The organism is Paenarthrobacter sp. C1 (genome assembly GCF_049315185.1).
Taxonomy (GTDB): Bacteria; Actinomycetota; Actinomycetes; order Actinomycetales; family Micrococcaceae; genus Arthrobacter; species Arthrobacter nicotinovorans.
In genome coordinates this window covers 2798810-2816632 of sequence record NZ_CP186052.1, presented here as the reverse complement: position 1 = coordinate 2816632, position 17823 = coordinate 2798810, and the positions used below count along the sequence as shown (strand labels likewise).

The 17823-nt window shown below is 66.0% G+C and carries 12 protein-coding genes; 4 read left to right on the top strand and 8 right to left on the bottom strand.

From position 1 onward, the window contains the following. Window positions 1-121 precede the first annotated feature (121 nt). Both ACNAOU_RS13250 and ACNAOU_RS13245 read left to right on the top strand, forming a co-directional pair. Window positions 122-2785 (top strand): UvrD-helicase domain-containing protein, encoded by a 2664-nt coding sequence (locus ACNAOU_RS13250; RefSeq protein ID WP_284975256.1) that lies wholly within the window; start codon window positions 122-124, stop codon window positions 2783-2785. A gap of 186 nt (window positions 2786-2971) precedes the next feature. Further along, a complete protein-coding gene (locus ACNAOU_RS13245) occupies window positions 2972-4741 on the top strand; it encodes a recombinase family protein (RefSeq protein ID WP_166651674.1) in 1770 nt (589 codons plus the stop codon). 10 nt (window positions 4742-4751) lie between these two features. On the opposite strand, the gene ACNAOU_RS13240 is transcribed toward ACNAOU_RS13245, so the two are convergent. The 3 genes from ACNAOU_RS13240 to ACNAOU_RS13230 all read right to left on the bottom strand — a co-directional run bounded on the left by ACNAOU_RS13240 (window position 4752) and on the right by ACNAOU_RS13230 (window position 5762). After that, window positions 4752-4982 (bottom strand): hypothetical protein, encoded by a 231-nt coding sequence (locus ACNAOU_RS13240; RefSeq protein ID WP_133830802.1) that lies wholly within the window; start codon window positions 4980-4982, stop codon window positions 4752-4754. A 137-nt stretch (window positions 4983-5119) separates the two neighbouring features. After that, entirely contained in the window at window positions 5120-5449 is a 330-nt protein-coding gene (locus tag ACNAOU_RS13235) for a hypothetical protein (protein ID WP_374111515.1), read from the bottom strand. Beyond that, window positions 5427-5762, bottom strand: coding sequence for a hypothetical protein (locus ACNAOU_RS13230; protein ID WP_133830801.1), 336 nt, complete (start codon window positions 5760-5762; stop codon window positions 5427-5429). Before ACNAOU_RS13230 ends, ACNAOU_RS13235 begins: the two co-directional genes overlap by 23 nt. A 593-nt stretch (window positions 5763-6355) precedes the next feature. On the opposite strand from ACNAOU_RS13230, the gene ACNAOU_RS13225 reads away from it, so the two are divergent. Continuing rightward, window positions 6356-6937 (top strand): hypothetical protein, encoded by a 582-nt coding sequence (locus ACNAOU_RS13225; RefSeq protein ID WP_284975257.1) that lies wholly within the window; start codon window positions 6356-6358, stop codon window positions 6935-6937. A gap of 129 nt (window positions 6938-7066) precedes the next feature. Further along, window positions 7067-7531: a hypothetical protein gene (locus ACNAOU_RS13220; RefSeq protein WP_133830799.1), complete on the top strand. Its 465-nt coding sequence runs from the start codon at window positions 7067-7069 to the stop codon at window positions 7529-7531. A gap of 107 nt (window positions 7532-7638) precedes the next feature. Here the strand turns inward: ACNAOU_RS13220 and ACNAOU_RS13215 are convergent, their stop codons facing one another. From ACNAOU_RS13215 to ACNAOU_RS13195, 5 genes are all read right to left on the bottom strand, one after another. Further along, window positions 7639-8160, bottom strand: a complete 522-nt coding sequence (locus ACNAOU_RS13215) for a hypothetical protein (RefSeq protein WP_422757063.1) — start codon at window positions 8158-8160, stop codon at window positions 7639-7641. Window positions 8161-8228: 68 nt separating this feature from the next. Beyond that, window positions 8229-11774 carry a hypothetical protein gene (locus ACNAOU_RS13210; RefSeq protein ID WP_285247726.1) on the bottom strand — a complete coding sequence of 1182 codons (3546 nt, stop codon included), beginning with the start codon at window positions 11772-11774 and terminating at the stop codon, window positions 8229-8231. 35 nt (window positions 11775-11809) lie between these two features. After that, window positions 11810-14095, bottom strand: coding sequence for a hypothetical protein (locus ACNAOU_RS13205; RefSeq protein ID WP_133830796.1), 2286 nt, complete (start codon window positions 14093-14095; stop codon window positions 11810-11812). A 41-nt stretch (window positions 14096-14136) separates the two neighbouring features. Then, complete coding sequence (locus ACNAOU_RS13200; protein WP_133830795.1) at window positions 14137-15036, bottom strand: hypothetical protein; 900 nt, start codon at window positions 15034-15036, stop codon at window positions 14137-14139. A 253-nt stretch (window positions 15037-15289) separates the two neighbouring features. Then, the gene (locus ACNAOU_RS13195; protein WP_422757062.1) at window positions 15290-17734 is read right to left on the bottom strand and encodes a DNA topoisomerase; all 2445 of its coding nucleotides are present in this window, start codon (window positions 17732-17734) and stop codon (window positions 15290-15292) included. Window positions 17735-17823: the final 89 nt, after the last annotated feature.

The window sequence follows — 17823 nt, the reverse complement described above, 5'->3', positions numbered from 1 at the left end:
CCAGTACCTGCGGATCAGCACGAACCCGGTGAACGCACTCGACGACACACAATTCCTCGCTGATACCGTGGAAAGAGGGCAAATAGTCTCCTTTTGAAGACGTGTGTGAGTCGGGGGAAGCATGACGGAGTGGAAGCCGGGTTGGTGGGCACGCGCGTTCAGAGGTGCCGGGTCATGGGTGCTGTCGATCCGTGAGGGCCGCCTGCGCGTCTGCGGAATCCCCCGGGAGGTGGACGCTGATGTCATCGACGTCCTCAGACTCGCAGTCGATGAAGGCTCAGGGCAGCTCATCGTCACTCTCGTCCACGGGACGGAGACGGTGCTCAATGGGCTGTCTCGTCGCGCGGTGCGTGAGGTTGCCGCTGCGTACCGCTCCGAGCTCGATGAGCGACGGCATCTCGCCGCCCTGCTCTCAAAGGCTGAGGAGCAGGGCGAGGCGGCCGGCCTGTGGTGGTCCCGGGTCCGGGATGTGATGGACCGACTACGGTGGGCGGACCAGGACACGATCGCCGCGCTCGCGGACTCCCGTCCGGACGTCGCTGTGTGGCTGGCTGCCGACAGCGATCCGCGGCTCTCCGGGCTTCCCAGGGGCAAACGTGAGGACCAGCGTGCCGCAGTCGACGCCTGCTGCACCACTGACTTGTCAAGGTGGGCTGCCCAGCGCAACGAGGCGTTCCTGGAGTGGGAGAAAAACGACCTTGCCGACTTCTTCCGCAAGGTCGAGAAGTCGCCGTTGACGGAAGAGCAGACGAGGGCGACGGTCTGCTTCGACAACCGGGTGCGTGTTATCGCGGCCGCGGGCTCCGGGAAGACGTCGACGATGGTAGCCCGCGCCGGGTATGCGATCCGGCGTGGCATCGCCCAGCCGACGGAGATCCTTGCCCTCGCATTCAACAAGAAGGCAGCCGGTGAGCTCTCGGAGCGGCTTGTCTCCCGCCTCGGCGATGACGGTGCGTCGGTAGCGTCGAGCACTTTTCACGCCTTCGGACTGCGAGTCGTCGGTGAAGCCACCGGTCGAAAACCTTCAGTCCCCGATGACATCACCAATGGCAACGGGATCGGGCGGCTCGCGGCGATCGTTGATGGGCTCCGTGACCGGGACCCGGCCTTCCGGCGTGACTGGGACCTTTTCCGGCTCGTGTTCGGCAGGCAACTGCCGGACCTCGGGGACGAAGACGAGCCTGAGACGTGGGACAGGAACAAAGGTATTAACGGCTTCGGCACTCTCGCAGGGGAGGTCGTTAAGAGCCAGGAAGAGGTGATGATCGCAAACTGGCTCTTCCTGAACGGCGTCCGATACGAATACGAGCGACCCTACGCGCACGACGTTGCGGACGCGCACCACCGTCAGTATCAGCCGGACTTCTACTATCCGGACATCGACGTCTGGCATGAGCACTGGGCGCTCGGTTCAGACGGCAACCCGCCGCCAAATTTTGACGGGTATGCCGAGAGTATGGCGTGGCGGCGTCAGACCCACACTCGATACAGCACAAGACTTATCGAGACAACCTCGGCAACCATCCGGGACGGGTCCGGGTTCGAGCACCTCGAACAGGAGCTCCGCCGACACGGAATCCAACTCGAGGAAGACCCCTACCGGGAGGCGGTAGGGGAGTCTCCGATCACCGAACCAGCCATGATGACGCTGATGCGGTCGTTCATGGCCCACGCGAAGGGCAACCGCCTCACCCCTGACGTGCTGACGCAGCGGGCCGGCCGAACCTTGCGGGCCAGGCTCTTCACACGCCTGTACGGCGTCATCCTCGCCGAATGGGACCGTCAGCTCCGAGCTGCGGGCCAGATCGATTTCGAGGACATGCTGAATCTCGCAACCGATCACGTCGAGTCGGGCCGGTGGACGAGTCCATACCGGCTCGTCATGGTCGACGAGATGCAGGACACCAGCGCTGCACGCGCGGCGTTGGTTCGGGCGCTGATGAAGACTTCTGGAAACTACCTGTACGCGGTCGGCGACGACTGGCAGTCCATCAACAGGTTCGCGGGCTCAGACCTCGGTGTGATGACCCGCTTCGATAATTGGTTCGGGACAGCGTCCACCATCTGGCTGGACCGCACCTTCCGGTCCCCGCAGTCCCTGTGCGATGTCGCGGGTGGGTTCGTGATGAAAAACCCCAATCAAATCTCCAAGAACGTCCGATCTTCAGCGCCGGAGGCTGGCGAGACCGTATGCGCCGTCAGTGTACGGGAGCGCAGCCACTACGGATCGGCCGTCCGGCAGCACCTGACAACCCTTGACTCAGAGCTCACGGAGCCAGCCACTGTGCTGCTGCTCGGCCGGTACTCCCGGTCCAAGGACGATGTCACCTCGGCCCTGGAAGCCAGATACGCCAACCTGACCATCGAGTTCAACACCGTGCACGCCTCGAAAGGAAAGGAGGCAGACTACGTCGTTGTGCTCGGCCTTGAGAGGAACGGATTCCCCAGCATTGTCGAGGATGATGCTCTCCTGCAACTGGCCATGTCCGCCCCTGACTCCTACCCACACGCAGAAGAACGACGCCTGTTCTATGTCGCACTGACCCGTGCCAAGCGCTCAGCGCTCCTGGTCACGCGCGCCGGTAGGGAATCAGCGTTCCTCCTCGAGCTGGTCGGAGATCGTGTCGTCAAGATCCGATCCGCGACAGGCGACGACATCACCCCAGTGGTCTGCCCGAAATGCAAGAAACACACGATGAGGGAACGCAAAGGGCCCTACGGCCGGTTCTTCGGCTGCGCCGGGTACCCGACCTGCAATGGAACGATGAAACTCGCTGATAGTTAGGGACAAGGATGCCTTCCATGTTCCGAGGCGCAGGTTCTACGCTTGGCGATATTTTGGCCGACTGACGCGTCCAACCCACGTGGTCGGCCAAGCCGAGCCTTGCGGAATGCAGCACTTGCAGAGGCCATCATCACACCGATACGCAGACCACGCGGGTCACCACCCTTAAAAATGTATGCTTTACGGGTGCGAGCCGTTGCCTATATCCGCAGGTCCAAAGACCCCACCGAGGGCAACGCGTCGCTCGTCGACCAGCGTGCCTGGATCATGGCGGAGAGCCGGAAGCTCCACCACACGGTCGCCAAGCACGACATCTTCGAAGAAGTCGTCAGTGCCTACCGTGACCGGCACCGCCCCGAGCGCGACCGCCTCGAAGGGGTCCTCGCCGAAGGCGACGTCAAGGCGCTCTACGTCCGGGACCTCGACCGACTGGCACGGCGGTTGATGGACACCGCCCGCATCGTCGACACCTGCAACCGCCACAACGTCACGATCTACACCCATGACCGCGTGTTCGCCCCTCGATCGCCCGACACCATCCTGCTGATCTCCGTCCTCGGCGGCCTGGCGGAGACCGAGGCGGCGACCACGAGCAAGCGGCTGAAGCGCACCGCCGAGAACATCCGCCAGAAGGGCGGCTGGAACGGCCCTGCCCCGTACGGCTGGATGCGGCCCGAACAGCGCAACGCCGACGGCGTGAAGACGCTGAAGCTGCACCCGGAGGAGAGCAAGACCGTCCGCCGCATCGTCGAATGGCGGCTCGACGGACTCTCCGTCGCCGAGATCGTCCGGGAGCTCAACCAGCAGGGCCTGACCAACCGCGAGGGCCGGCCATTCCAATACCGCGCCGTCGCCTCCCTACTGCGCCATCCGCTCCTGGCTGGATACAACTCCCTCACGGCCAAGGCCGATGGACGCAGCGGCGGCCCAGGTCCGGACTTCCGCGACACGCGCAAGATCGTCATCGACAAGGATGGGCGTCCGGTCAAGAGTCATGAGGCGGTCTGCACGGAGGCCGAGTGGGAAACCCTGCGCCTGCTGATGAAACCCCAACCGCTCAAGCGGACCCGGGCCCGCGCCGGAGGCCTTCCCCTGGTCGGCCTCGTCTACTGCGCCGGCTGCGGCACCAAGATGACCAGCAACAGGTCGATGGGTGAGTCGGGATCGTACGTGTGCAACGGACGGATGCGCGGCGCTGACTGCCCCGGCGTTGCAATCAACCGGGAAGCCCTGGAGCGCTTCATCCGCGACGTCGTCGCCGGATCGCTCGACAGCCCCGAGGTGATGGAGCTGCAGGCCGAGAGGCTGAACCAGGCCGCGGAAGGGAGCGCGAGCTCGGAGTTGTCCGAGCTCCACGAACAGGCTGATGCCCTGGGGGACTCCATCCTGATCCTGCGGGCCCAGATCAACACCGCGCCGGCCAGCGCGATGTCGGCACTGCTGAACCGCATCGGTGAGGAGGAGGCCCTCAAGGGACAGATCGAGATGCGGATCTCGGAGAAGACCGAGGGGCGACCGAGGGCGATCCCCGACATCAGCGGGGCCGAGTTCCTCGAGCTCTCCGAGACAGAGCAGAAGTCGATCATCAGGGCCTTCCTCCGCAAGGTCGTGGTCTACGCCGACGACGGAAAGCGCGGGTCGGTCAAGGGGATGTTCGGCTCCCAGGGCACGAACCTGAGCCGGATCGGCTTCTGGTATCTCGGCGAAGCTGACGACCAGGAGCCGCGCCGCGGGGGCGGGTACTCGCTCATGCCCTCGAACGGCAGCTACCAGTGCCCCAAGTGCGAAGAACCCCGGACGTTCCGCTACCGGAACAACCTGCGCCACCACATGAACTACGCGCACCCGCAGCCAGTGCCGTGTCCTGAGTGCGGCCAGGAATTCCCTTTGCCCGGGCTGCCCAGCCACCGCCGCAACAAGCACGGGGTCAAGGGCTCACGCCAGTCCTGGAGCTGACTCTCGGGGACTAGGCGGCCCGACGGCGACCCAAGCGCGCAGGCTTGGCAGCCTCAGCTGCCCCCGCCCGCCGGATGGCCACCGAGGCCGCCACGGCGGCTCCGGCCTGGATGGCCTCCACCGGGATCGGGCGGAGGGCGATCGCGGCTGCAGCTGCCGCCGAGATCTGCACTGGCCTGCGCGGGGAGGCAGATGCAGACAAAGCCACACCGCGTTCAGCGGTGGTGACCTGTCCTGCCATGACTGCCTGCCTCAGATAGCTGTGCTTTGAATGCCTATCGGCACTCTATCAACTAATGAGTCAGAGGATCAATCGAATGGAATCTGATACGAGTCGAATCGTCACACTCGGGGATGAGTCGACGGGATGGAGCGGGCTCAGGCCGCGGCAGCCCCGGTGTCACTGATCCCGGCCAGCAGCCACTGCTCGGACAAAGGGTCGCGGCGCAGCTCGAAGGTTCGCAGCGCCGAAGTGGACGTCAACCGGACCTGAACCTGCCAGTGTTCGACGCTGATCAGGTCGCCGCTGCCCACCGGTGCCCGCTTGGCGGTGTTCCACCAGTCGGCACGGGTGAACCAGTGCACAGGTTCCGCGGCCACGGCCCAGATCCTGCCGTCATGCCTGACGGCCAGGGGAACCCCCTTCGCCGTGAAGCGGACCTCCACCGGAGCGTCCAGAGGTTTGCTATTTGATGCTGTTGCTGCCACGGGTCCGCTCTTCAAGATTCCTGTTCATCATTTCTTCCCGGCGGGTAACCGCCGAACTCCACACCCAGGTCCGGTACGTCACCGGCCCGTCCTTCCATGTCACTTCGACCGCTTTCGCTGTCCAGGCGAAGACCTCGCCGTCCACCAGTTCGGCGCAGTTCGGGAACCGGATCCATGCCTTGACGGGGATTCCGGGATACCCGTTCTTTGTCGGGAAGTGTTCGAAGTCGAGCTCTTCCACGGTCAGCCCGATCGGGCCGGCCCGCCGCGCATACTGCGCTTGCAGTGCAGCGGCGAACTCTTCGGAGGACATAACACAACCTTAGAACACATATTCGAATAGGCGACCCACAAAGATGGCGGCTACGGCCGGCCGCCTCGCTCCCGGGAATCACCATTGGTCCTGTTTTTCGATCCCCTGGGCACCAGGCTATAAAAGGGCTCCGACAACGTCCGGAACGGACTGATCCTGGTCCGCTGCCGGCTCGGCACAAAACGGCGTAGTGTCCGACAATGGGGACATGCCAGCTGCTTCTGCCCCCTGCACCGTCCACCACCTCTACTCCACACCCGGTCACCTCCTCCCCGCGTGCGGTGTAACCCCTGGCCCTGACGGGTCCGAGTGGCACACCGGACACGACGCCGGGGTCCTGCAGGTGTTCTCCGCGCAGGGATCCGCGTGCTGCTCTCTGTGTCTGGAGTTGTCCCTGTCATCTCCTGACTGACATGTGCAAGGTGGTACAGGTGGTACGTGGTCTGCCATACTGGTAGAGAAAACAGGTATACGAGTGGAAATCCTGCTCAGCCCCGGCTGAGCAGATCGTCCGTCCAGGCGGGCGTGGATAGTCCAGCTTCGGCTCCCGGGCTTGGCCTGGGAACGGGGGCTCGGGGAAACAGTTCTGAACTGTGGAGCCGAGACGCTGGACCTTCCGAACACTCATTGCCTGGACACAGAGCCAGGACGACAGGACCGACCAGAAGGACGAGAAGGCCATGGACATCACCAGTACCGCACACGTGACGCGGACGAAGCTGGCCGCGACCGCTGCAGCCCTGGCATGCGCCGCGCTCGTGCTCAGTGGCTGCAGCAGCTCCGGCGGGGACGGGCGGTACTTCGCCACCTCGGAAGGACAGAACGGCGACATCGTCGTCGTGGACGGTGACCAGATCACCTACTTCGACACCGCGAGCCGCCAGGACCTCGCCTGCCACTCCATCAACTCCGTCCTCGACGACCCTAAGGCGGCCGCGGCGAAGGGCGAGCTCAAGGACGCCTACACCGTCCGCGGCACCGGCAAGATCAACGAGTCCAAGTCCTCCGTGGACTGGACCGAGGCTGGCCGCAGCACCACCGAGACCGGCTCGATCAGCTTCGGCAAGGACAAGTCGACCATGGAGTTCGTCTTCTCCAACGGCGTCAACGACGTCGTGCTCGTGCCCGTCGACAGCGAGCAGGGCAAGGCCGTCAAGACCAAGTACTGCGGCTAAGGAGGCTGACCCCTTGACTGCCCCGATCGACCTGCAGCACCGGAGCCCCGTGGACCACGCGTCCGCGGGGCTCTGCCTTTTCTCTCCCGGGATGCGCCCGCGCGCCAGACAGGATGCAGGAGGTCGGACATGACGCTCATCGGACCGATCAGGTACTACAAGGAGCGGGTGGCGTACCCCAGCGACGAGCAGCTGCGCGCAGCAAGAGCCACCTGGGATTTCGACGACATCCGCCGGCCGACGGACGATGTCGACTGCACGCACATCCAGCTGATCGAAGTCTCCGGCCGCAACGCGGGGGAGCGGCGGCAGCTCGAGGAGGAGAAACTCACACGCTTCTTCGACTACATCGGCACCCGGGCCGGCTTCCGGGTGCTTACCCACCAGAAGAAGCCGGACTCGGCCACTTCGGCCTTCGTCTCGCACGAGATCGTCTACGTCATCGAGTCCCGGCCGACCAGGGGGTATGCCAAGCTCACCCTGCGCTCGGAGCTGCCGCGCAGCGGGACCGCCGGTGCCGTCTCGGACATCTTCAGCGCCGAGGGAATCGACCGCATCTCGCGGATCTTCGACAAGGGCCCCCGGAGGGATTGAGGCCGGTGCTGCAGTACGATTGCCGCCCGACGGGAAAAGAAGACCCCGTGGACATCACGTCCACGGGGTCTTCTCGTGTCTGACTGGCTGGCAGTCCCGTATGAGTCCTACAGCCGTCCGCCCTTCAGGCGCAGCGCCCGGTACTCCTCGATCGTCTCCGGCGGCCGTCCGTACTTTGGCGCATATGTCTCGACGAAATCGATCTCGGCCCAGGTGTCCCGGTGCCGGACCCGCGACCTGGCCAGCACCGCAAGCGCAGTTACTGAAACGACCACGTTGGCCAGCCACCACAAGATGGCGATGAGGACCGCCGCCTGGACCAGTCCCCGTTCGGAGGAGCCCGTCTGTGCTGCCACGGCCGCCAGGGCCGTTGAACTACCCAAAGCCATGCACCCGAGCAGGAGCCCTGCCGCCCAACCCTCCGTCGGCACCCGCCGGCGCACCAGATCAGCGGGGCTGTCGCGATCGCGGACCAGCCGCAGCGCCTCGCGCAGGAATAACACAGCAGCCATCGCGGCCAGGCAGTTCACCGCCAGCTCGCGCGCTCCCTCGAGCCACCAGCGCCCCGAGTGCCACCAGCCCAGCGGAAACTCGTCGCGCGCCTTGCCTCGCAGATTCATCCGGTCCATCCTTTCCCCCGTGGCAGGCAAAGGGCGGCGCACCCCTTGTCGGAGTGCGCCGCCCTCATCACCAACGATCAGTTCTTCGGGTCCTCAGCCGGCTTCCTCCGCGACACGGGATCGTCCGTGCGCTTCGGAGCCGGATCCGCCGTCCGCCGCGGCTGGGCCGGAGCCGGCTGCGACGGCTTCGGGGCCGGGGCCGGGGCCTTCGGAGCCTGAGCCGCCGGTGCCGGTCGACGTCCGCTGCGTGGAGCCGGCTGGACACCCTGGCTGCCCTGAGCGCCTCCGGTAACCCGGCCACCGACACGGGGCTGGGTAGGAGCCGGAGCAGGAGCCGGGGCCTGCGGACGCTGACCGGACTGGCCCTGCGCCTGCGCCGGAGCGCCGGTGCGGGGCTGGACCGGAGCCCGGTGGGCACTGCCCTGGCCGGTCGGAGCCTGGACCGGAGCCTGCGGGCTGCGGCGCTGGCTGCCGCTGGCCTGCGGGATACCCGGTCCTGCCTGCACAGCACGGGAGCCGGAACCCGCGTTGGCCTGCGGCTGCTGGCCTTCGGCGGCCCGCGTCGCCCGGGTGCCCGGAATCCCCGGGACCGCTGCGACGACGGGGTTCACCTGCGCGGGCCCGACGGTGCCAGCGGTGAAGCGCGGGCCCTGGCCCGAGGAGGCAGGAGCCGCCTGCTGTCCGGTGCCGAACTGCGTCGGTGCCGACTGGCCGGCGTCCGCCTTGCGGCCACGGCTGGTGTGCGCACCGCTATCGGTGCCGCCCGTGAGCCCGTCCCGCTTCTGGCCCTGACCCTGGCCATGGCCCGGCTGCCCGGTACCAGGAGCACCCTGCGCGCCGCCGAGCCCGAAGCTCGTCTGGCCGCCGGTGGCCTGGCCGCCCCGCGAGGAGGGACCCTGGCCGGTGCTGTAGCCGAGGTTCGACAGGCCGCCCTTGCCGCTCAGGGTCTGAGCAGTCTCCTTGTCGGAGCGGGAGCTCCCCGCCTTGCCGCCCGTGAGCTGCAGAGGACCGCCCTTGTCGCCGGGACCCTCGGGACCACCAGCGGACGGGCCGCGGCCGCCGCTGTCACCACCACCGCCGGGAACCGGACCGGGGCCGGCGGGGCTGCCGCCGTCGGGGCCGGCTTCCGGACCGTCGTTCGGACCGGCGGCCAGGGCCAGCGCGCCCTTCCCGGCAGCAAGCGACTTCTGCTCACCGTTCAGGCCGCCGGCGTTGGTCGACGAGCCCTTGCTGCCACCGGGGGTGCCGCCGGGCTTCGTGGCCCCGCTGCCGCCGAGCTTGCCGCCGACGCCGGAGGCGAGCTTGTTACCCATGGCCATGCCCGCTCCGGCCCCGGCTCCCGCAGCCAGCGCGGGGAGCATGCCGCTCTTGTCCGGCTTCGGTGCGGTGTTGGTCTCGAGGAACTTGTCCACGAGCTTGGTGAACACCTCGTCCATCGCCTGCAGCACGACCTTGCGCACCCGCAGGAGCGCCAAGGTGATGCCGATGATCAGCAGCGAGGAGATCAGGGTCAGGATGACCACAATGATCCCGCCGAGCATGCCTGAGCCCCACAGGCCGTCCTGGGACACCCAGGCCGACACCGGTCCGGAGATGATGTCCGGGATGGAGATCAGCAGCTCCGAGACGAACTGGTAGATGAACAGCGTCACCAGCACCTCGAGGATCAGTGCGACGGAGTAGACGATCACCTTGCTGATCGCGGCGATCGCGCCCAGCGTGGCGAACGGCACCGCGGCCACGAGGCTGAAGGTGCGCTTGACCGCGCCCACCAGCATGCCGATGGCGTACCAGAAGCCGAGCAGGACCATGCTGCCCAACACGACGCCGGCGTTCTGCCAGTACATGAACTTCGCCGGGCCCGTGCCGACCTGGCTGACCGCCATGTGGTCCTCGCGGGTCAGGCCGCTGGTGACGTTGTTCGAGCTGTACATCGTCATCGAGTCGGGGCCGAAGCCGGTGTTCAGGTAGTTGTACGCCGACAGCGCCGACATGTTGCAGGAGACCGGGGCGTTGTCCGCCCAGACCGAGAACCCACAGCCGTGCTTGGTGCCCTGGGTCGAGAAGCTCGTCGTGTTCCCGCCCGGGTTCGAGGAGGTCAGGCCCTTGCCGCCGGCCGCCAGCACCGGGTGGTTGGTCGGGATGTAGTCCGACTCGCCGTGCCCGCCGAAGTTGTCGCTGTCACCGTAGGACTTCTTGTCGATGAACCACTCCTTCTTCACATCGCTGTTGACCGGCAGGTTGGTAATCGCGCTCTTGATGCCCGACTCGAAGTCCGACGCCGATGTAATCTGGCCCGAGATGTAGCTGTTGAGCATGCCGAAGGTCTCGCCCACGGCGTTGAAGTCGCCCGCCGGGCTGCCCTCCATGCCGACCAGGCTGTTCTTCCAGGCCGTCTCGGCATTGGTCGCACCGGGGCCCACGCTGATGTCGCAGAAGGTCGAACCGTGCGCCTGCTTGTTGATCGCCAGTGCCGTCGTGCGCACCGACATCATCGCGTTGTTGCTGGCCTGGCCGTTGTCCCAGGCGATAACGGCCTCATCGGGAACGCCGAGACGGTCGTTCATCATCCAGGCCTCGAAGTCCACGTACGTGGAGAGCACCACACGGGTCGGGCCGGCGTGCTGGCCCAGCAGCGAGTCATCGAACTTGTCCAGGACGCCGGTGTACATCGAACCCATCAGCGGAAGGCCCACGCCAATGAAGACGACGCGCACGACGAGCTTCTTGATCGCCGAGCCGCGGTCCATCTTCTTGAACAGCACCAGGCCAATAATCAGGAATCCGATGAAGAGCGGGACCAGCGCCTCCCAGGCGATGGACTGCAGCAGGCCGTACCAGCTTGCGATCCAGTGCTGCAGGCCCGCCAGGGCACCGCCGCCGGCCTGGCCACCGGTCATCCCGTCGGCGAGGTCCTGCTGGTGCGCGCTGTTCGTATTGCCGCCGGAGTCCGCGACGCCTGCGACCGCCTGGTAGAACCACATGAACGGGTTCAGCACCTTCAGCAGCTGGATGATGAGATAGAACAGCGTGCCCACGGCCAGCGCCATCGCGTAGAGCAGCCAGATCGCGCCGCCGCCGATGAGCGACAGGATCTGTCCACCGATGCCCGAGGACATCGTGTCCAGGCCGAGGTCGGCGTTGGCCGCGCCGAAGTGGGCGTAGTCCACCATGCCGGAGTAGACGTTCTTGCCGCTGCCGCTGGCTGTCGCATTCAGCGTGTCGTACCCGATGGTCTGCGTGGAGCCCGTCGCCTCGGCGAAGAGCCAGCCGACTACGTTGAAGAGGCTGAATTCGGAGTCGGCGTAGCCGAGCATGTCGCCGCCCGTCGCCGGGTCGGCGGTGATCGCCCGCCAGTCCTCGTTCATCCGATCCTCGGGCTTGTCCTTGCCTTCGGGGGAGTTCTCCTGACTGAAGTACGTCGAGGCATTCGACGCCAGCTGGTACAGCGAGTAATTGTCGCGGTCCTCGTCGTCGGCAGCGTGCGCCGATGGCGCGAACACCGTCATCAGCAGCGGCACAACCAGTGCCACGAGCAGCGACAGAGCCAGGACGCACACCAGCCCGCCCCGGGCAGTCGCCGCGGCCCGGGCCCGCGCCGCGAGCGTGATGGTCCCGTTCATCTTTCCCTTCCTGTCTGTCGTGTCCGTGATGGCCGTCATGACTTGCCCAGCTTCCGCGGGGCGGTCCCGGCCTTCTTCATGGCCTTCCTGCGGTCGGCCCGCCCCACCTGGTCCTCAGAGCGGTCCTCCTCGGACTCGACGCCCTGGCGGGCGCTGGTGAGCTTCGCGCCGGGTGCCGGCTTGTCCTTCATCAGCTGGTCCATCCGGGCCGCCTCGTCGGCCTTGGCGGCCTCCAGGCGAACCTGCCTGCGCTGGGCCTCGCGGAAGGGGTTGATCCCCAGCGCGAGGTCGAGGTGGAAGACCACGTTCGACACGTCCCGGCGAAGGTAGGTAAGGTTCTCGCCCTTGGTCGTGATGAGCTGGGCGAGGTCCGGCGGGATCTGCTGGTGCAGCTGCTTCTGGTACTCCGCCACCGTGCGGTCGCGCATCGGCCCGAAGAGCGTGTAGTCCGCGGCGTCGAACTTGTTGAAGTCCGAGTCCGCGAGCATCTTGTCGACGTCGTTGTAGCTGTAGACCACGCGGCCGCCGCGCTCGTGCATGTGGTCGAACTGGTCGCGCAGGTACTTCTTGACGCGGTCGTCAATCTGCTCGGTGCCGTGGATCACCACGGTGTCCCCGAGCCCGAGCTTGCCGACGGCGAAGCCGACGATGTTGACCAGCTGGGCCATGGCCACGCCCTTGCCGCGGCGCATCAGCCGCGAGAAGTCGTAGACCACGCGCCGGGCATCCCGGACCCCGTCCACGGCCGATGCCGTGTGGTTGTTGAACAGGTCGCCGTTCGTGCTGAGCATCGTGTTCGCGATGCCGCGCAGCACGTTGTACGCGCGCAGCTGGTCGGGGTCGGTCTTGCTTGAGTTCAGCAGGGCTTTGTGCGCGGTGTCGAGGTACGAGACGAACATCTGCAGCCGCGGCACCTGCTGGTGCGGGATGTTGACCACGCGCAGGCGGTGCCGCTGGTCCTTGGCGTTGTGCCGCCACATGCCCTGCTCGACGTAGAAGTCGGTCGCCGTGTCCTCCAGCGCGGAGCGGATGATCGAGCCGATTGCCCCGTCCGTGGTCTCGTAGAGCTGCTCAAACATCAGCTTGAGCTTCTCCATCTGCGCGGCGAAGACCGTCAGTTCGTCGTCCTCGTCGCCGAACAGCTCGAAGGGGTTGACGTCACCGCGGTTCAGGTCCACGCGCGAGGTCAGCCGCTCGAAGTTCGGGCCGAGCTTGTCCAGGTCCGCCCCGTCCAGCACGAGGTGGACCACCGAGCGGTTGCCGAGCATGCAGGCCTGCGAGATCTTCGAGCACCACATGTTCGACACACGCTGGCGGTCCAGGTACTCGCTCAGGGTCGCGTCTGCCACGACAACGTGGTGCTCGTACCGGTTCACGTCCATGAGTACGGCCGAGTTGTTGACGTCGCCGACCATGTAGCCGACGTACTCGCCGCCCCGGTCGTTCAGGCCGTTAGTCACCAGCGAGTACGAACCCGCGAGCTCGGTCGAGGTGAAGTGGAAGCCCTTGCCGCGCTTCTTCTCGTTGTTCTTGAACAGGCCCGAGAGTTCCTGGCGCTGCTCGCCGGCGTACGCCGCAGCCTTCAGCGTGCCGAAGCGGTCGATGTACAGCCGCGTGACGCGGTCGACCGAGTCGTCCAGCGTCTCCAGGTCCGGAGCCTTGAGAAACAGGCGGTTGTGCACCGACAGGTAGCTCGCGCCGTCCTGGATCTCGCCGATGGTGACCTCAAGGTCGGAGGAGATCTTGGCGGCCTTGCGCTTGGAGGAGGTCGTGCCGGTCTCCTCCTGCTCGTTCGCGTCAAGGCGGTCGAGCTTCTCCGACTGCTTGGTGAACGAATCCACCCACTTCTCGTCCATCCGGCGCACCTGCTCCAGGACGACCGCGGTGACGCGCTCGTCGAGCCCGTCCGGGATCCGGTCGATGCCCCAGAACGCGGCGAAGTTGTCGTGCGCGGCGTCGTCGTGGAAGAACGCGAGCACGCACGCCACGGAACCGTCGACCTCGAAGTAGTCGGAGCGGAAGACGTACTTCTCCCGAGGCTTGAGCGCCAGCAGGTGCGGATACGAGTCGAACCGCCCCTCCAGCTTCTTCATCTCCTGGCGGCGCTGCCACCAGTTCTTCTTCGGCTCGGCCACCTCGGCCGGCTCAGCGGCGACCGCCGGCGCGGTCACCTCGGACGGCTCCGCCGTCCCGTCCGTGGCGGGATCGCCGTCGAGAGCGGCCTCCAGTTCATCCACGCCCGGCACGGCCGTCGCGTCCCCGCCCCGGGGCTTCTTCCCCGGAATGCCCAGCTGCGCGCGGGCCTTCGTCATCAGCGCCATGTCACCCTTCGTCCTTCCTTTGTTCGTCCAGCTCGGCCCGGTCAGTTCAGTGAGGCCTTGAGAGAGTGCAGGTCGTCCTCGATGCCCTGGTAGAAGACCCGCAGCATGGGCTCGGTCTCCTCGCGGTCGAGGACCGTAGCCTCCTTGATCATCAGCGCGGACCCCTCGACCTCGGACTGCAGCACCATGTGCGCCCGGCGCAGAGCGTCAGCGCTCTTGCCCTTGAGCAGCAGGTACTGGTGGATCGAGGTGAACTTGCCACCGACGTGCTGCGTGAGGATGTCATACTGCTCGTTCTGCAGCTCGATCAGGTCAGGGTCGCGGACCTCGAGGGCGTGGTTGCGGTGCTCGAGCGAGGCCACCTGGTGGTAAATCCGCTGCGGCTCCTTCGTGGTGACGAAGGACCACTCGCAGTTCGTGTCGATCTTGCGCCAGAAGGCGTCGACCCGGTCCAGGATGCCGATGCGGTCCTCGTCGAAGAGCAGGTACGACGCTGAGCCCACGACCAGGTAGACCTGCCCCTCACCGCCGTCGGAGAAGTGGATCCGGCCGTCCTCCTCGATGCCGTCGATGCCGACGATCGAGTAGAAGTCGCTCGGGTCCGAGCTGCGGCGGGTGAAGACGTTGCGTGCCCGGGACGGGGCGTACGCCAGCAGGGCGGGCACGTTCATCGCCCGCAGCTCCTTCGTCTTGGTCATGCCGCCGAAGTAGACGATCAGTGCCAGGCCCCAGATGACGAAGAGCGTGATGAACACCGGACCCGAGCTCGCCACGAAGGTCTGCGTCACCGCCCACAGCAGCGCCAGCGCGCCCCCGCCGAAGAAGAACAGCTGCTTGATGGGGGAGGGCTTCGCCGCCCAGCCGCCCTTGCTGAGCGTGATCTCGTGGTCGAGGAACGACCTGTTGAGGCTCGTCGGCACCTTGTACGACATCTTCGCCATGAATCTCTCCCTGCTGCCACCACTGATTTGTCTGTGCCTGTCCGAATGCCCTCATAGACGAGGGATACATGACTACTCTACCTTAGATAGACCTATCGAATCGAGCGTGGCTGACGCAAGAATGGCACCGCCCAACGGACTCGGACGTGCGATCCGATGCCGTCGGGCGGTGCCGTGGCGTGCTGATGTACGTGGACGGACAGTCTATCGGACTGACCTCCGAATAATCATTCAGGAACGAGTCTGCGCAACCTCAGCCGAAGGAGGGGACGAGCTTCCTCTTGCCGCCCTCGTCCTTCCAGGCCAAGGTCGCGTCGAACTTCTTTCCCTTGCTCGAGGTGAAGCCCGTACCCTTGATCGTCTTGCCCGCGGCCAGTGCCGCGAGCTGATCGTCGGTGAAGGCAACCCCGCACCAGCTCTTCGGCGGGGAGTCCAGGGAGGCCTCGAAGTCAGGCACGATCTTCTTACCCTCACCCTTCTTCTCCTCGCGGAAGAAGACCTTGCACTGGAAGCGGTTGCCCTTCTTTGAGACGAAGTCGCTGGACTCGACGCCCTCGCCAGCCATGAGGAGGTCGATCTCCTCGGGCGTAAAGGTGTAGTGGCACCAGGACGCCGGCGGCAGAGCGTTGCCGCTGGCGTCGCGGCGGCCGAAGCCGAGCTTCTGGAACCCGACGAACTTCCGGCCCTTGAAGGTGCCCTCGCCAAGCTCGCCGAAGACCTCATAGGCCTTGCCCGTGGTGCTCTTCGCCGAAAACTCGATCGTCTCCCCGGCCAGCAGCCGGGCGACCTCGTCGTCGGTGAAGCGGTGGCCGCCCCACTCACGCGCGAACACCACATCCTTGCCCGTCTTGGCCCAGGTGCCCTGCGCCCGCTCCTTCCGGGTGACGGCCTCCTCCTTGAGCCCCAGTGCGGAGCGCATCGTCGCGGCGTTCTTCTGCATGGTCGCGATGTCCTCGCGCACCCAGTCGGCCACGACCGCGAGGCGCTCCTCTGCGCTCGGGCCGGTGCCTGCGGCAATCTCCTTCATATCGGCATAGACCTTCTCGGTCAGCGCCAGGTCGCCGATCCGGGTGCCCGGAAGCAGCCGCCAGCTCATGTCCCCGGCCTCGGCGAGGGTGAGCTTGCGGCCCTTCTCCAGCAGCAGCGGGTACTTCGTCTTCGTCGAGGTCACCTCGGAGTACGTCGAGGTCCGGGTGGCACCCGTGCCCACGTCGCGCTTCTCCAGCTGCTTCATCAGCCACTTCATGCTCGGGTGCTCGGGGCGCTTGTTCGCACCCTCGAAGACGAAGGGCTCAGCGTTGGTGCCCAGGCCCTTGGCCGACTCGTTCTCGTCGCCCTCGGCGGTGTCGTCGCCGGCGTCCGGATCGAACACCGCCTTCCAGCCTGCCGACATGGGCACGTTGGCGATGCCCACGAAGTCCGGATAGTCCTTGACGTGGCCCTTCTGCTGCTCGTAGACGTAGTCCTCGGCGATCATCGCCAGGTAGTTCTTGCCCAGCGTCTCGTAGATCAGGCGGCCGGCCTTGCCGAAGCGCTGCTCGACCTCGTCCAGTGAAGCGGGCACCTTCGGGCCCGGCCGGTTCGCACCGTGCGCGCCCTGGGGCTTGACGTGCGTCTTGCGCGGCTGGCGGTGCGTCAGGAGCTTCACGTCCACACCCACGACCCCGGCAATCTTGTCCACCAGGGGCGCGAGCTCGTCGAACTGCTCGGGCGTGATCGTCACGTCGGCAGTGCGCGGGTAGCTGACGGCCTGGGCCTCGTACATGGACTGGTAGGTCGAAAGCACGAGCTGGGCCTTGATCCCCTTGCCCACCAGGAGCGAGGACAGTGCGGCCAGGTCCAGCAGCTTCGGTGGCGCGGTCTGCTTCGTCGCCTTGCCGTCGAGCACGACGGGGGAGGGGCCGTACTGGTTCGTCACCTGGTCCTTCTGGTCGAACCGCGGCTCCTCCGGGTTCGTGTACATCACGTCGTTCTCGTCACGGAACCGGTTCTGGAAGAACGGCTTCTTGACGTAGTCGTTGTACGCCTTCAGCTGGTCGCCGACGAGCTTGACCATCGCCGACTTCAACCGGCCCTGGCGCAGCACCGTGTCCTGCCCGGACTGGCGGGCCATGTTCGTGGCGATGCGGGTGAACTGCATCGAGAGCAGGTCGAACTGTGAGCGGTAGCGCGCCTTGCGGTACTCGTCGAAGTCCAGGAGTGACGGAATGACCTTGCGCGCGGCGAAGGCCTTCTGCAGCGAGGCCGGAGCCTCATCAGTGAAGTACATGCGCGACCACTTGCCCGGCTTCAGCCCCAACTCGAGGAAGGCATTGACCGCGATCATGCCGCCCTCGCCCGTGGGGTCGACGTCGGTGGCGATCACGATCTCGTCGCACTTGCACAGGGTCCGCTTCACGTCCGCGGCGACAGAGCTCGCGTTCTTGATCACCTCCAGGCTCCAGTCCAGCTGCTGAGGGTCCCAGGGCAGGTTGCCCAGGTCCCAGGTCCGGTACTTCCCGGCCACGTCCGGATCCGCCACCATCCGGTGCGGATCGACGAACTCGTACAGGTGCCCCCGGGCGTGGGCGATGACGAACTGCTCCCCGTTGTACGTGCCGTTCATGCCGCCGAGGGCTGCAGCGAAGTGCCGCGCCGCGCTCGGCTTCTCGGTGAGGATCCCGACAACCATCATGACTCCCTTTCGTCGGTGACTCATAAACCAGTCGACTCATAAATCAGTCACAAGTCTATCGACAGAACGAGTCGAATGGCGAGTCTGAGCGAGTCGCCCAGCGAGTCGAGTGG

Bases quoted from the DNA above. Each gene is read 5' to 3' on its own strand.
- ACNAOU_RS13205 (WP_133830796.1), bottom strand. From the start codon at position 14,095: ATGGCGCTGATGACGAAGGCCCGCGCGCAGCTGGGCATTCCGGGGAAG.
- ACNAOU_RS13200 (WP_133830795.1), bottom strand. From the start codon at position 15,036: ATGGCGAAGATGTCGTACAAGGTGCCGACGAGCCTCAACAGGTCGTTC.
- ACNAOU_RS13240 (WP_133830802.1), bottom strand. From the start codon at position 4,982: ATGGCAGGACAGGTCACCACCGCTGAACGCGGTGTGGCTTTGTCTGCA.
- ACNAOU_RS13195 (WP_422757062.1), bottom strand. From the start codon at position 17,734: ATGAGTCACCGACGAAAGGGAGTCATGATGGTTGTCGGGATCCTCACC.
- ACNAOU_RS13230 (WP_133830801.1), bottom strand. From the start codon at position 5,762: ATGTCCTCCGAAGAGTTCGCCGCTGCACTGCAAGCGCAGTATGCGCGG.
- ACNAOU_RS13210 (WP_285247726.1), bottom strand. From the start codon at position 11,774: ATGAACGGGACCATCACGCTCGCGGCGCGGGCCCGGGCCGCGGCGACT.
- ACNAOU_RS13250 (WP_284975256.1), top strand. From the start codon at position 122: ATGACGGAGTGGAAGCCGGGTTGGTGGGCACGCGCGTTCAGAGGTGCC.
- ACNAOU_RS13220 (WP_133830799.1), top strand. From the start codon at position 7,067: ATGACGCTCATCGGACCGATCAGGTACTACAAGGAGCGGGTGGCGTAC.
- ACNAOU_RS13215 (WP_422757063.1), bottom strand. From the start codon at position 8,160: ATGGACCGGATGAATCTGCGAGGCAAGGCGCGCGACGAGTTTCCGCTG.